The 15,071-nt window shown below is 48.0% G+C and carries 14 protein-coding genes and 1 pseudogene; 2 read left to right on the top strand and 13 right to left on the bottom strand.

Annotated elements, in window-relative coordinates; genetic code table 11:
- Positions 1 to 7 precede the first annotated feature (7 nt).
- The 10 genes from dagF to pmbA form a co-directional block, all read right to left on the bottom strand.
- On the bottom strand, positions 8 to 748 hold the full coding sequence (gene dagF, locus AC3G3F_RS02100) for a 2-dehydro-3-deoxy-phosphogluconate aldolase (RefSeq protein WP_488394351.1): 741 nt from the start codon (positions 746 to 748) through the stop codon (positions 8 to 10).
- Positions 745 to 1,863 carry a DgaE family pyridoxal phosphate-dependent ammonia lyase gene (locus AC3G3F_RS02105; RefSeq protein ID WP_488394353.1) on the bottom strand — a complete coding sequence of 373 codons (1,119 nt, stop codon included), beginning with the start codon at positions 1,861 to 1,863 and terminating at the stop codon, positions 745 to 747. Before AC3G3F_RS02105 ends, dagF begins: the two co-directional genes overlap by 4 nt.
- Positions 1,847 to 2,980, bottom strand: a complete 1,134-nt coding sequence (locus tag AC3G3F_RS02110; protein WP_488394355.1) for an amidohydrolase/deacetylase family metallohydrolase — start codon at positions 2,978 to 2,980, stop codon at positions 1,847 to 1,849. Before AC3G3F_RS02110 ends, AC3G3F_RS02105 begins: the two co-directional genes overlap by 17 nt.
- 42 nt (positions 2,981 to 3,022) lie before the next feature.
- Positions 3,023 to 3,664, bottom strand: coding sequence for a DUF4310 family protein (locus AC3G3F_RS02115; protein ID WP_000392124.1), 642 nt, complete (start codon positions 3,662 to 3,664; stop codon positions 3,023 to 3,025).
- 11 nt (positions 3,665 to 3,675) lie between these two features.
- Positions 3,676 to 4,452: a DUF4311 domain-containing protein gene (locus tag AC3G3F_RS02120; protein WP_023182642.1), complete on the bottom strand. Its 777-nt coding sequence runs from the start codon at positions 4,450 to 4,452 to the stop codon at positions 3,676 to 3,678.
- A gap of 22 nt (positions 4,453 to 4,474) precedes the next feature.
- Positions 4,475 to 4,777 carry a DUF4312 family protein gene (locus AC3G3F_RS02125; RefSeq protein WP_488394357.1) on the bottom strand — a complete coding sequence of 101 codons (303 nt, stop codon included), beginning with the start codon at positions 4,775 to 4,777 and terminating at the stop codon, positions 4,475 to 4,477.
- A complete protein-coding gene (locus AC3G3F_RS02130) occupies positions 4,777 to 5,139 on the bottom strand; it encodes an SFCGS family glycine-rich protein (RefSeq protein ID WP_000435389.1) in 363 nt (120 codons plus the stop codon). The genes AC3G3F_RS02125 and AC3G3F_RS02130 overlap by 1 nt, the downstream gene beginning before the upstream one ends.
- A 10-nt stretch (positions 5,140 to 5,149) precedes the next feature.
- Entirely contained in the window at positions 5,150 to 5,488 is a 339-nt protein-coding gene (locus tag AC3G3F_RS02135; protein ID WP_072094726.1) for a glycine dehydrogenase, read from the bottom strand.
- Between the two features lie 287 nt (positions 5,489 to 5,775).
- Positions 5,776 to 6,162: a cytochrome b562 gene (gene cybC, locus AC3G3F_RS02140; RefSeq protein WP_023248632.1), complete on the bottom strand. Its 387-nt coding sequence runs from the start codon at positions 6,160 to 6,162 to the stop codon at positions 5,776 to 5,778.
- Positions 6,163 to 6,319: 157 nt separating this feature from the next.
- Positions 6,320 to 7,672 carry a metalloprotease PmbA gene (gene pmbA / locus AC3G3F_RS02145; protein ID WP_044136437.1) on the bottom strand — a complete coding sequence of 451 codons (1,353 nt, stop codon included), beginning with the start codon at positions 7,670 to 7,672 and terminating at the stop codon, positions 6,320 to 6,322.
- Between the two features lie 95 nt (positions 7,673 to 7,767).
- Here pmbA and yjgA point away from each other — a divergent pair, with 95 nt between their 5' ends.
- A complete protein-coding gene (gene yjgA / locus AC3G3F_RS02150) occupies positions 7,768 to 8,325 on the top strand; it encodes a ribosome biogenesis factor YjgA (protein WP_488394359.1) in 558 nt (185 codons plus the stop codon).
- 42 nt (positions 8,326 to 8,367) lie between these two features.
- Here yjgA and AC3G3F_RS02155 read toward each other — a convergent pair.
- A pseudogene (locus AC3G3F_RS02155) lies at positions 8,368 to 8,607 on the bottom strand (hypothetical protein); the annotation flags it as partial.
- Between AC3G3F_RS02155 and AC3G3F_RS02160 the strand changes: the two are divergent.
- Positions 8,552 to 8,719 carry a hypothetical protein gene (locus AC3G3F_RS02160; RefSeq protein ID WP_154707533.1) on the top strand — a complete coding sequence of 56 codons (168 nt, stop codon included), beginning with the start codon at positions 8,552 to 8,554 and terminating at the stop codon, positions 8,717 to 8,719. The pseudogene AC3G3F_RS02155 and the gene AC3G3F_RS02160 sit on opposite strands and share 56 nt — an antisense overlap.
- 84 nt (positions 8,720 to 8,803) lie before the next feature.
- Here AC3G3F_RS02160 and AC3G3F_RS02165 read toward each other — a convergent pair whose 3' ends face one another.
- Both AC3G3F_RS02165 and AC3G3F_RS02170 read right to left on the bottom strand, forming a co-directional pair.
- Complete coding sequence (locus tag AC3G3F_RS02165) at positions 8,804 to 10,840, bottom strand: ATP-binding cassette domain-containing protein (protein WP_023248635.1); 2,037 nt, start codon at positions 10,838 to 10,840, stop codon at positions 8,804 to 8,806.
- A gap of 21 nt (positions 10,841 to 10,861) precedes the next feature.
- Entirely contained in the window at positions 10,862 to 15,070 is a 4,209-nt protein-coding gene (locus AC3G3F_RS02170) for an Ig-like domain-containing protein (protein ID WP_488394361.1), read from the bottom strand.
- Between the last annotated feature and the right edge of the window lies 1 nt (position 15,071).

The following is a 15,071-nucleotide window of genomic DNA, read 5'->3' on the forward strand; positions in this document are numbered from 1 at the left end:
CTCATGATTAGCCGACACGCGACCGGACGATAGCGAGTAACTGACGCACATCGTCCGCACGGGTGTTGCCGCTCACCTTATCAATAATCGAACTATAAATGTGAGGAATGATTTTGCTTACACCGGCATCAAGGGCGATGTGCAGAATCTCGGCAATGTTTTCCAGATCGATACCGCCCGTCGGTTCCAGCCAGAAATCATGGCGGGCACAGGCGTCAGCCACCGCTTTATACTCGTCGCGACAGGTGAGACCTCCCATCGGAAAGTATTTAACGGAGCTGCCGCCCATGTCTTTGAGCAGCGCAATCGCCGTTTCTATGGGTACGATGCCGTCCGGCGCGCGACGGCTTAGTGGGCCGGTAGAGATCTTCACCAGCCCCGGCGTACCGGTCGGCGAGATCAGTCCGTTCACCACCGTCTCGTTTTGCCCAAGCAGCGCCCGGCTGGTCCCTACGCCGGTAAACACCTGGTTAACATGCTGCGGCTGTACCTGACGGGAGATTTCGCTCACCATCGCCGACTGGTGCGGATCGCCCGCCCCCAGTCCTACGGAGAGCGCATTATCGATAAGCCGCGCATATTCACGCATATCCGCAACTGCGCTTTCCACATCCGGATAGTTTTTGGAGAGCACGCCAACCAGCACATGACCTTCCGCCGCCGCGTAGATTTCCCGGGCGTTATCTTTCGAACCGGCCAGTACGTTCAGGCAAACGCGATCGCGGTAAAAGTTAGGGGTCAGTTTCATGCTTTTTTCTCCTGATTAATCACCTCGCCAATACGACGCGCCGCAATCGCTAACTGCGCGCGATCGACGCTGCGGACATCCGCTTCAATAATCCCTTCGTTGGCTTTGTATCCGCGGAAGTAAATCGCATAGTCGCCCTGTTTGAGTGCCTCCACCAGATCGCCAGTGGCGATGCCGGTGACCGCTTCATCAAATTGAATCTCCGCCCGCGCGATATCGCGCCCGGCGCTGTCCCACACTACGCGGGCGCTGACGCCGTTAAACGTGTTCAACGTGTCGATAAAGGGAGCCATTTTTTCTACCATCTCCGCGCCGCTCTCTTTTTGCGCCCGCAGGTACAATTCAATAGCGCAGGTCAGGCCAACAATTCCCTCTTTGCCAACCTTCATCGCCCGGCCAATGCCCGCTGACTGACGCTTCACCCACTCAACATACTGCGTTTTACCAATTACCAGTCCGCTGGTCGGCCCTTCAATCGCTTTCGCGCCGCTGTAAATCACCAAACTCGCCCCGGAACGGTAGTAGCATTGCAAATCTTCCTCCGCCGCAGCATCCACAATAAGCGGCAGATGGTGTTTACGCGCCACAACGACTGCCTGTTCCACACTAAGCATACTTTTCTGTACGCAGTGGTGAGATTTGATATAGAGAATAGCCGCCGTGCGCGGCGTAATGGCCGCCGCCAACTGCGCGGCGGAACATTCGTTGGCGTAACCAGCTTCCACCAGTTTGCCGCCGCCCAGCGCCACCATCGTTCCCACCGGCGCGCCAAAGTTGACGTTGTGGCCCTTTGGCAGGACGATTTCGTTATTTTCAATCGGTGTAACGTGCAGGTTTTCCAGCAGCCAGTCGCTGTCCTGAACCAGTACCGCGGCAACCGACTGGGCAATGCCCGCACTGGCGCAGGAGACTACCGTTGCCCCTTCCACCTCCAGCAATTTCGCAATGTACTCGCCGGTTTTATTCACCAGATCGTTCATTTCGAAATACTGATTCATTCCGGCTATCGCCGCGTCTATCACTTCCGGGCGCGGTGTGGAGACGCCAAGCGCCGTCATACGTCCGGAAGCGTTAATCACCTGTTTTAATCGATACTTCTCAAAAATCGAAGGCATGTTCCGCGCTCCCTTGTTCGGTCATATAGCCCTTGCCTGCGCGTATCGCGGCAAGCGGCGTCAGCAATTCCTCAGCCTGTAAGCTGTCGTTTTCCGTGTCTACCAGCACGGTGGGCTGGCGTTTAAGCGTAAAGAGGGTCAGGTCGGCATCCAGGCCGGGCTGAAGACGACCTTTGGTTTTCAGATTCAGGCTATCGGCGGCATTGGCCGTCACGCACGCAATGACCTGCGGCAGCGACATGCCGATGGCGAGGAATTTCGACATCACATTAGCCAGCGAATGCACCGGGCCGTTGATGCGGTTACGGCAGTAGATATCGGAACTGATGGTATGCGGTAAAATCCCCAGGCTAATGGCGCGTTTTGCCACCGCAAAGCTCAGGCTGGCGGTGCCATGTCCGACGTCCAGACGCACACCGCGCGCCAGCGCCCGTGTCACCGAGGCACGCAGCTCGCCGTCAGGCCGAAGAATACGGTTCGGCTTACCGTTGTAACAGTGGGTAATGATATCGCCCGCCGTCAGACGCTCCGCTATTTCGTCCAGATCCGGCGGGTTATTGCCAATATGTACCATCAGCGGCAGGTTGCCGTTTTCTTGCTGCATGGCTTTAGCGCGTTCCAGCGGCGTGATGCCGTTAACGCCTACCACGCTGCTGCTCATCCGCGCCTTGAGGCCGACGATAAAATCCGGGTGGCGTTTTACCGCCAGCGTTACCGCTCCGGCATCAATGTTGTTCATGTCCGCCAGTTCATTCTGAGCTATCAGCCCGACGCGGGAAATATTCAATAGCGCATAAACGTCGGTGGTCGCCTGACGGGTCAGGGCATAGAAATCATCAATGTCGTCTGCGCCGGTGCTGCCTGCATCAATCACCGTCGTCACCCCCGTCGCGATGCCGATACTATCCGGCTCATCGAAATAAATCGGCGATTTTGGGTAACAGTGGACGTGCGAATCAATCCAACCTGCGCTGACAAAACAGTTGCCGCGTAGATCGAGGATTTTTACCGCCGGCGCGGAAATGTCGCCCAGCGCGGCAATTTTGCCGTTTTGTAGGGCGATATCGCAGACCGTATCGTCGACCAGCCGCGCACGGCGCAGGAGTAAATCAAACATAACGTTCTCCTGAAGAGGCGGGCGCCGGAGCGCCCGTAGGGATTAAAGGGCCACCGGGAACAGCCAACCTAAAATCATCGCGCCTAAAATCGCGCCGCCGGTAATCGGTTTCTGCCAGATATAAAACAGCAGCGCGCCCACCAGCGAACCCAGGCCAATCGGAATAGACGCCGTCATGGCGCTGAGGATAATCAGCGGTCCCAGAAAACGGCCTGAAGCGTTACCGGCCCCCATCATGACGTCCGCCCCGTACGTGGAGTCGCTCTGATTGATGGTGAACTTACGCGCCAGAATAATGATGTAGCCAATCGCCAGGCCAATCACCAGACCGGTTATCAGCGAGGCGATAAAGTTCGCCACCGGGAAGACAAAGCCAGCCCCCAGCAGTAACGCCGGAACCCCTAAGCCCACGCCGGTCTGAATTGCCCCGCCGATATCCAGAATCCCGACCAGCGAACCTTCGATAATGCGGGCAAATAAAAAGCTGGCACCGAAAGCGGCGACCGCACCATAGACGCCGGTATCCATCCCCGCTTTCAGCATCGCCACAAAAGCGACTTCGTTAAATGCGCCGATACCGTACAGATAGTACATATGCGTCCCGGCGAAAACGCCGGATGAGAGCAGGCCAACAAAGATCGGGAACGACCAGTCGGCATACCAAAAACCTTTATTCTCTTCCATTGTGGCCTCCGTTATTTGCCGCTGAGCGAGTTGTGGATCAGTTCAAGCCAGTTCGGGACCGTCATGTTGAAAGACTCGATCATTTTCATGTCGAAGCCGCGGAAGAAGCCGCTCAATACAAACAGCAACACGATGGCAACCATCATCACTCTGGTGACATGGTTCCAGCCGCTCTCTTCTACGCCTTTACCGATCAATATACCCAGCACCAGCCCCGGTACGGCGTTCCCCATGATGAGCTGCGCCGCGCCGCCGAAAACGGTGGCCCAGAAGCCCGATTTTTTACCAGCGTCGATCGCTGCTAACCAGAAGATCACAGGCATGACGATGTTGACCAGCAGGTTTGCCGCTGGCACCAGCACCTTAACCGCCGTTACCTGTAGCGCTTCTGGTACGGATGAGGCGGTCAGGTTAAGGAACGTCACGACAATCATGCCGATGACGGCGCAGGCAATCGCCATTTTCTTCGGATCGTGCAGCGTCTCGCCGACGTTACGGTTTTTGATCATTAGCGCCGCCGCGCCCCAGTTCGGGATGATGCGGTGATCGACATCCTGGGTGAACGATCCGGCCGCTACGGACGACGCCCAGGCGTTAAAGAAGAAACCTAACCCAAAGGAGAAGTGAGATGCCGGGTCGCCTTCACAAGAGTTGAGTTCGCCCAGCGTACGGAACGCGCCCATCCCCTGCGTGGTTGGCGCGTGAAACATGCGTGCAGCCCCAGCGCCCACTCCTACGCCGACCAACGCGCCGATAATGAGCGATTTAATTAGTATTATCAGGAACATAACTATGCCTTTTTAACAAAAATCAGCGTTTCGCGACAAAATCCACCCTGTCGAGATTGATGGCGGTCACGTTGACGGTCACATCCAGCTCCACGCTGTAAGTGCGTCGTTCCCGGCGCAAAAAGAAAAACAGAAAGGCCTCTTTACGCACCGACTCATGCGCCTGAACAATCCGCACATCCTGTGGCTCAATACGCAGTAAGATATACGGCGACTTTCTCATCACCGTCGATTGAACATGGTCCAGCGCATCGGCAAAGGCGCGTGCTTTGGCGTCGCCCTTGCCTTTTACTCTCACCGTGGTGGTGAATTGCTCTTTCATCATCAGGCGCCGTATTTCTTTTGCCACGCCTGCACCAGGCGCTCACCGAGCTCTTCTTTATCCATAAAGCCGAAACCCAACACGTTACAGCCCTCATTGATAGCGGTGACGCCTTCATCCACTGACCGCATCCCATATTTGGCTTTGTAGCCATGCTTGTTTTGCGCGGTGATAGCGCCCGCGCCGCCGCTGCCGCAAAATGAAATGCCGAAGGTGGCGTTTTCCGCTTTCATCACATCGCCCAGCTTCATGTCTGCCGCGACGCCCGGTACAACAACCGCACGTCCGCCCGCTTTTTCCACGCCTGCCGCCACTTTCTGGCCTTTACCCAGGCGATCGCCAATCACGACGGTAATCTGTTCCATTTTTTGCTCCTTAGAGGTTGTCTTTCGCGACTTCAAAATGTACCGATAATAGCCAGGCTTCTTCGTCAGGAAGGTTGCCAAACGCCGCTACGATTTCGCGGGCGAGCGCCATTGATTCGGCTGAGATTTCATCAAACAAGCTGGCATCGACCTCCGGTAAAGGCTCGCCGGTAATTGACCGGTGCGCCATCGCGCGAACGTGCGAGGTCAGCATTTGCGTCTGTACCGCATTGGGGACAATGTGATGCCGCCCCAGCAGGCCATCCACCTGTGTTAACACCTGTTCAGCCAGTTCGTTAATTCGCTCCCCGGCGTTGTGTTTTACTGCTCCGTTATCCACGCGTCTCACCCCGTTAATGGCAATGAGATAAAACTAGCGACAAGGGTTAAAAGTTTGTAGCGAGTCATTTTCCACCTCGAAGTGGAAAGGTGAGTGGGGAGGGTGATCTGCTGCACAGAAAAGGCGGCCTTGATGAGTTAGCGCCGGGAAAGTGTGAGGCGTATCGTGGCGTAAAGAGAAAATGGCGCGGCAGAAATCAACAACGGCGTGGTCGTATAAAGTGAGAAAGTGTGATGAGTATTACATTTTTCCGGATGGCGACCTACGGATAAAGCAAAGCCGCCATCCCACAAAAATTAACGATACTTCTTGTGATATGTATTGCGGGTGTTTTTTAGCGCTTCCGCCGCGGCTTTCGCTTCTTTGACGTTACCTTCGTTCGCCAGCTTCAGCGCGCCATCAATTTGGCCGACCAGAATGTCAAAACCGTGACGAAAATCCTTCATTTCCGGGCTATCCGGCGCTTTATCCTCCAGCTTCGGCGGAGTAGCTTTTTGAGCATCCAGCGCGGCCGCGCGCATTTTGGTTAACGCCGCTTTCAGTTCAGGGGCGTTATCCGTTTTCTCAACGACTTTCAGGTTATCATTGAGAATATCCATATTATCTTCAAGATCGGCAGCAAAAGCAGCCGAACCGAACACCAGAGATGACACAGCAAGAGCAGCTAACAGGCTTTTACGCATTGTTCACTTCCTTTTTATTATTAACGATAAGCTGAATACCCTAAATAATTCGAGTTGCAGGCAGCCGGTAAGCACGTACCCCCGGTCACTTACATAAGTAAGTGGCCGGGGTAAACGGACGCAGCCAGCACACCCGCAGCTTGAAGTATGACGGGTATTATTGTCCGGCGATTTTCATCTCCGGTAACAGTACCGAACCACACTGTATATTACTACGCGTTTCAATATCGTCGCCGACGGTGACAATATTTCGCCACATCTCTTTTAAGTTGCCGGCAATGGTGATTTCACTCACCGGGTACTGGATTTCACCATTTTCAACCCAGAATCCGGCAGCGCCACGGGAGTAGTCGCCGGTAATACCGCTGACACCCTGGCCCATCAGTTCTGTCACCACCAGGCCGGTGCCCATCTCTTTAAGCAACTGCTCAAAGTTCAACCCCTGCCCGGCGATACGCCAGTTATGGATGCCGCCCGCATGACCAGTACTTTTCAGCCCCAGTTTGCGGGCAGAATAGTTGGTCAGTAACCATTGAGTCAGCACGCCATCCTTCACAATGTCACGGCGCTCCGTGCGCACGCCTTCGCCGTCGAACGGTGAAGACGCCAGCCCTTTTAGCAGATGCGGGTGTTCTTCGATGGTTAACCATTCCGGCAGAATTTGTTTGCCCAGCGAGTCAAGCAGAAAAGTGGATTTACGGTATACCGCGCCGCCGGCAATCGCCCCGACCAGGTGGCCAAATAACCCTGTCGCCACTTCATTGGCGAAAATTACCGGCGCTTTCATGGTGGAAAGCTTGCGCGGCGACAGACGGGATAAAGTACGGCGCGCGCACTCGGCCCCGACCCATTCCGGCGCTTGCAGATCCGCCATCGCCCGACCAATGGTATAAGCGTAATCACGCTCCATATCGCCATTTTCTTCAGCAATGACACAGCTTGAGAGCGAATGGCGCGTGGAGCAATATCCTTGCAACATACCGTGGCTGTTGCCGAACACTTTAATGCCGTAATGGCTGTTAAAGCTACCGCCTTCGGTATTGGTAATGCGTTTATCCACCTTTAGAGAAGCCTGCTCCGCACGCGCGGCTAGTTCAATGGCTTCGTCTGGCGTAACCTCTGCCGGGTGGAACAAGTCCAGATCCGGCGCGTCAAACGCCAGCAGCTCTCTGTCCGCCACGCCTGCGCACGGGTCCGGCGACGTGTAACGAGCGATATCCAGCGCGGCCTGCACGGTGCGGGCAATCGCCTGCGGGCTTAAATCCGTCGAGGAAGCGCTGCCTTTGCGGTTCTGGTGATAAACGGTGATCCCCAGCGCGCCGTCGCTATTAAATTCGACATTCTCTACTTCACCATAACGGGTACTGACGCTAATGCCGGTGGTCTTGCTGACGGCCACTTCCGCCCCATCCGATTTGCCTGAGGCTAACTCCAGCGCTGTCGAAACTGCTTCTTCCAGAATCTTACGCTGCGCTTCAACTTGTGAGATTACTTTCATTGCAAATGCCATAATGTAGAGAGAGTTTCTCTGAAGTCTAACAGAGAACCGTTTTTCAGTGCGCATCTTAACTGGTAACATTAGCCTCTTTTTTTAAGGAGCCTGACATGACAAAGCAGCCCGAAGACTGGCTCGACGACGTTCCCGGTGATGACATCGAAGACGAAGACGAAGACGATGAAATTATCTGGGTCAGTAAAAGTGAAATTAAACGCGATGCCGAGGAATTAAAACGCCTGGGCGCGGAACTGGTGGATCTGGGGAAAAACGCGCTGGATAAGATCCCGCTGGACGCCGATCTGCGCGACGCCATTGAACTGGCCCAGCGTATCAAAATGGAAGGACGTCGCCGCCAGTTGCAGCTTATCGGAAAGATGCTGCGCCAGCGCGACGTTGAACCTATTCGCCAGGCGCTGGACAAGCTAAAGAATCGCCATAATCAGCAGGTGGTGCTGTTTCACAAGCTTGAGCATCTGCGCGATCGTCTGATCGTCGAAGGCGATGACGCAGTAGCCGAAGTACTGATCCTGTGGCCTAACGCCGATCGTCAACAGCTTCGTTCATTGATCCGCAATGCGAAGAAAGAGAAAGAAGGCAACAAACCGCCGAAATCAGCGCGTCAGATCTTCCAGTATCTGCGCGAGCTGTCTGAGAACGAAGAGTAAAATGATACGCAAGGGCAACCTTGCGTATCCACTCAATAAAATGTAAAACTCCTCGCCTTTTTTATCCCGGTCAGAATCGAAAATACGTTGATGCAGAATGTACTTCCCTGACTCCTGCCGTGGGCGCTTGATAGCCTTTTACCGGTCCAGTTATTTATAAATACGCATTGCTGGCTTTCTGACGCTAAGGCACACGACACAAATCTTCTTATCCATCGACACTCCCGTGAATGAAAAAGCCGCCATGACGGCGGCCAGGTTTCTTCTGGAAAAGAATATAATACCGGGCGCGCAGGCTTGTACCGTCCATGGAAAATTTGAAAAGAGTTCCATCAGCGCCGGGTATGCAGGCATCATGCCTGAAGTCATTTGCATGAGCCAAGATAAAACGTAAATAACTGGCACAAATTAGCCCGTATATGCGGGCTAATTTACAGGTCAAACAGCAGAAATGTAAAAAAGCGGTACACTGTACTGATTAAGGGAATAGCTCTGCGTGCAGATAATCACCTGTAATTTTTCCATTCTTTAAATAAATTACTCTGTCAAAAAATTGTAATAAATGTTTGCGATGCGTTGTCATGACGAGTGTTTTTCCTTTAAGGATAGTATCTATTTTACTGAAAAATTCGCTTTCACTTTTCTCGTCAAGAGAAGAAGTCGGCTCATCCCAAACAAAGATATTTGCTGAACCGCTGATACTTCTTGCCAGAAGCAATTTCTGTAATTGCCCCGATGAAAAACCCTCTTCCATATAGCTAACATGCCGTTTCATACCGCCAGGGTCATTAAGAATAAAATCACACCCAAGTAACTTTAAGGCATCTACAACCTTAGGCGGATTGGTGCTGTTCTTAAGCAAAAAATTGTATTCAAGGGTACCAGATAAAAAACCATCTTTAGGGTAAATACAGCTAATTTCTTTAAAGAAAAAATCAGAGGATAAATGATTCGAGCTAACACCATCATAAATTACTGCGCCCGAATGAGGCAATTTCATTCCACTAATGAGTGAAAGCAGAGTTGACTTACCGGCTCCACATTCCCCCACAATTGCAATTTTTTGTCCAATGGGTATTTCGAGATCGATTTCTCTTAAAACATCAGGTCCAACATCATCGTATTTCCAGGAAAGATTTTTAACCAGAATAGAATTTTTGGGTTTAATATAGGTTAACAAATTTGGAGAAGTACTTGTTGGTGAATCAAATAGCGCCCCCATGTCATGAGTAACTCTTCTTGCTGTTAGTACAGACATAAACAGTGAGGAAAATGAATTCATTATAGAAGACATACGCCCAACAATAATAACTGAAGAAATAATAGCGCCGGTTGTAATGCGTCCCTGCACGACCAAAAACCACGAGCACATCATTATCAACAGTTGATTTAAACCAGACATCGATGCCATAATATACTGATAGGTAGACATCATCCTTTTAATCTTCAATGAGGTAATTGAATTATCTTCTGACATAACTACCCAGTCAGTCAATAACCTTTCACTATTTATATTTTTGACCGAATCAAGAGAAAATAAAACTTCAGAAAACCACGAGTCTCGCGACTGATTTTTATTTTGCTGTTCTTTTCCTAGTTTATCCATGGATATGTTATGGTACCAGGAATATATTACCCCAACTATAGTCATCACTACCGGTACCAGCCCCACAAATCCGAGATTCATACAAATAATAGTAACATAGATTATGAATACAGGTAATTCAGCAACTTTTTGAATAAGCCCATAGAAAATAATAGACTTAACTCTCTGAAACTCGACCCAGAGGAAATAGAGCGTCGACACCATGTATGAATGGCTGTTCGTACGGATAACATTTTCCATAAAACTAATATCAAGAGTGACATCATCAGCTCGAGAAAGCAATGACTGACTAATATCACGCGAAGTCCGTAAAAACAATTCAAGTAGTATCATAATCACTACAATACCACATATCGAGAACAGCGAAGAAACAGACTCACTAGGTATTAACTTATCATAAAACACACTACTAAAAACAGGAATGGTTAGCGCAGTCAATGCTAACAGAAAAGAGGCCAAAAAATATCTACAGTAATAACTTTTGTTCTCAGAGATAAGTCTAAAAAGCATACGCTTTACTGATATTTTTTCTTTAAGGGTTTCATTCTGGGTAACATGAAATATTGTTTTACCATTATAAAAAGAATCATCAATGATGACATCCTGAAACTTTTTATCTAATCCAAGTACCGTGACCGCATTTTTCATCACTCTAACGACAACTAACCAACGGCCTTCACCAGCATGAATAATGAGGGGCATATTCTTTGCACTTATGTCATGAATACATCCCGCTAACACAGGCTTAGCCGTGATACCATAAGGTAACAATACACCATTAATCTTTACTTCTGAATCAGCAATTTCATCAACTTCTGGGGGGGAAGGCTCCGCCCTCCCCCAAAAACATGACAGTACAGTTATCAATTCGCCTGTTCGAATACATAAATCACTAACAATATTAAGCATTATTAACTCTATAAGAATAGATTAAATATGATGATTGGTATGAATACTATGATGATGTTCATCAGCATTATGCATATGTTCGTTATACGCGTGAGTAATAAAATGCCTTATAATATTAACCTGGTGATTACCAGATAATCCCCTATGTTCCCCTTCATGGTTCTTAGCAAAAGCGTCATTAAGCCCAGTGATTTTTTCGGATACGGAAGAATGATGCTCCATTTTATGCATAAATTGTGCAAACGCATCGATACTTGTATGCTCCAAAGGCGTATGTTCTGATCGGGTAACGCTAGCTGGAACTGAGTGTGGGTGAGACTCAGAGGCATGATGAAATATATCAGCCAACTTATGCTTATCGAAGCCTCCCGAATGTTCAACATGATGATCGACCATATGGGGTATCAAATCAGACACATGAGATAAGTCCTGATGAGAAGCACTTTTAGCCTGAGGAATATCGACCACAACAAACTCATTCATATACGAGGTGCTTCCGTCGGCATAATGGATTGCCAGATTAACCTCATAAACTCCATTCTCGTGAACGACATTACCAGGAATAGACCAGGAACCATCATCATCATGGACTAAAGCATATGTTTTTCCTTGCCATATAATATCAACAGAGCTAGCACTGTTGGGGATATCGGAAAAAACAACCGTATGGGTATCAGCATTAGTAATCAGCAAATGATTAATATTGTCTATAGAATCTGTGGGCCAGGTATTGGCGTCTGTTGAACCATTAACTGCAACTGCTGGGCTTTGGTTCCCAAAGCTATCTACAGAGTACACAGAATAATCTGTGCCTGAAGTATATTTTGCGGAAAGAGTCCATGAACCATCATCAGAAACCGTTGCTTGTGCAATGATATTTCCTGCACTATCAGTCAGATAAATAGTACTATCAGGCTCCCCCATACCAGAAAGAACAACAATACCTTGTTCATCAATATAAGAGGAATACTCAATATCAGGTGTTTGCGGTGGCGTGGTATCTATAACAATGTCATGCGTATACTCCATTGTATTACCCGCAACATCCGTTTCTTCAATAGTAACGCTCCATGTTCCATCACTGACAGGTGATGATTCAGTACTCCACTGTCCATTGCTGTCAACAATACAAGACGCAACGATAACGCCACCTATCATTATAGAGACGGTTGCTCCAGCTTCTCCCGTCCCGCTAAAGTCTAACGATTCGGAATTTGATTTCCATACGACAGGAGAGTCTTCAGCACCAGAAGTATTGGCTATTGGATTATCAAGTTGTAATGTCAGACCATCAACTTGATTATCAACACGAATGGTGTAATCAACTTCTGAAGTGTTACCACCAACGTCTTCCGAAATAATTTGTACTGAGGCGTTCTCTTGTGGAGGAAATTTTCCAGAATCAATATCTGCCTGCCAGTTACCCGAATTATCGGCCAATACGGAGGCAACTTGTACCCCATCAATATAAATAGTGATTTTGCTATCGGCCTCCCCCTCACCGTTTAAAGAAATTGTCGCAGGATTATCTGTAATATATATCACATCGGTATTTGCAGTAACCTGTACTCCTTCAACAGAGGTCACCAGAAGCGTTGCATCATAGTGTGTATCGATTGTAAAATTTGTAACATCTGAAATACTGGTATTCCCTGCAACATCAGTGACTGAATATTGTAAGGTATGCACACCATCATCTAATGTTTGAGTATATTGCCAATTTTGCGATGATTGCGTTAAAACAATCGTATCGACCGGCTTACCATCCAGATAGATAATAACTGTCTCACCGACTTCGCCTGAAATTTTAAAACCGGGGTTATTATTGCCTGTGATATTATCGTTATTATAAAGCCCATCATCTGAAACCAGTGTTGGCGTATTAATTTGGGCAACCGTATCAATAGTCAGTGAAATTGTATCCGATGTGGCTCTATTTCCAGCAGCATCGTTAGCAACAACATAAATACTATGCGCCCCATCGCTTAAGGAATTAGAAAATTCATATGTCCAATTTCCTTGTGAATCAACCGTTGTCGTCGCATAGCTTTTACCATCCACATAAACGGTAATTGTGTCTCCTACTTCACCCTCGCCAGAGAAAGTAGGTTTAGAGACATTTGTAATCATGTCTGTTGGATCTGCCGAATCTTGCGATGCGGGAAATACAATAGTGGGAGTATCAATATGTGTATCAAGTGTTAAAGAGGCTGTTTTTGTCTCAGTGTTACCGGCGATGTCGGTGATAACAACGGAAACAGAATATACGCCATCAGGGCCTAATGACAGATTAGTAGACCAGTTCCCGTTTGAATCAACGGCCAATTCATCAACATGTCTACCATCTACATAAACATCAATTGTAGACCCTGCCTCACCCTTTCCAGACAATGCGGGTGTAGTGTCATTCGTCAGAGAGCTCATACTAATAGAGAATTGACTGATATGAGTATCGACTGTGACAGAAATAGCCTCAGAGGTTGCCGTATTTCCTGCCACATCTGTTGTTACCAGCTGTACGGAGTATTCCCCATCAGGAAGAGATTTAAGCTCATAAGTAATAACCCCATCATCGCCAACCGATATGGTGTCAACTTTGACACCATTGACTATGATATCAACTGATGATCCAACTTCACCATTTGCTGTAATCACCGGAGACGAATTATTCGTAATAAGATCGGTTAATGCTCCACTATTTGTTTCATCAGTAATAGTCAAATTAGTAACAAATGTTGAAGTATCACAGTCAATATTTATTACAGTTTCCGAAATATTACCCGCTGCATCTTGTGATGTAATAGTGAAAATATTACTACCTTCTGGCAATGAATTTAATGTAACTTCCCAATGCCCTTCATTATCTGCAGTTGTAGTACTGACAGGTATTCCATTGCTATCATAAATAGTTATTATACTACCGGACTCAGCATTACCTGTCACGGAGACATTTTTATGCATTGTAATACCATCAATACTGCTGCTTCCCGTATCATCTGATGAAAGTAAATTTGCCGTGACGGGTGAAATCGTTGTATCAATTCTGATATCAACGGGTACTGATGTTGCTGAATTACCAGCAATATCGGTCACAGTAACTGAAATCACATAAACGCCATCAGGAAGTTGCTGACCAACATTAAAAGACCAGGTTCCATCATCATTTTCTGATGCTGTTGAAGCGGATATCAACTCCCCATTATCATTGGTAATAGTGGCCTTAACCGATGCAGCATCAGGATCTATATTAGATATAGTTAACACGGGAGAGTTAATATTTGTCACACCATCGACATTACTTATTCCTGTATCATTATTTAGCGCAAGACTAATCTCAGGAACTGATACATGAGTGTCAATAGTAATATTGATACCTGATTTTTCCTGAGCACCGGATGGATATATTGTCGTTGCCTGAACGGAGTAGCTTCCATCAGGAAGATTTCTATCAATTATATATGAAAAATTACCTGAAGCGTCCGTTGTTGTTTCACCAACCACTACCCCATTAATTGAAATATAGACAATACTGTCCGCTTGCGATTTTCCTGCAACCATAGGGCAGATATCATTGGTAACATTATCACGTGCAACGCCACTATCACTACTGTCAACCAACTCCAACGTGATAGAAGGCAAATTACCGCCGCTCGGTGTCTCAGGAGGAGCACTGACTGAGCTTGAGGGGTCTGATAAAACCATAAATTCGCGCTGCTCGACGTTGTCCATCTGCTCATCATACTCAAAATCAAAATCCTTCAAATGAACATCAGATTGTGGATTAGAAAAATCTTGCTGCCTGGCATCTTGCTGTAATATCTGATGCATTTCCTGAAGAAGGGAATGCTCAGAGTGTTGCTCCTGTTTGACATGTTCAGCAAGATGTTTGAGCTCCTCTTTTGTTTTCGCGAGTTCTTTTTCCAGTTCTTCTTTATCGATATTTTGAGTATGTTGATTATTGATGACATCCTGACTTAAATGCGTAAGATTGACATTCTGCAGATCAACTTTATCAAGAAGTGTTTTCCCCGCAACTGCAGTATCCGAAAACGTAACGACAATACCCGATCCATTTAGCGATGAATAAAGCGCACCATTTATAATATGGATCTCATTTGATTCAAATTTAACAATAAGATCTGACCCATTTATGGAAATTTTTGCATCAGCAAGCGAACCATACTTAGTCAAATCAACATTTGAATTATTGCTTACGTAATAATTTTCCATA

Source organism: Salmonella sp. FC25216, from assembly GCF_057751355.1.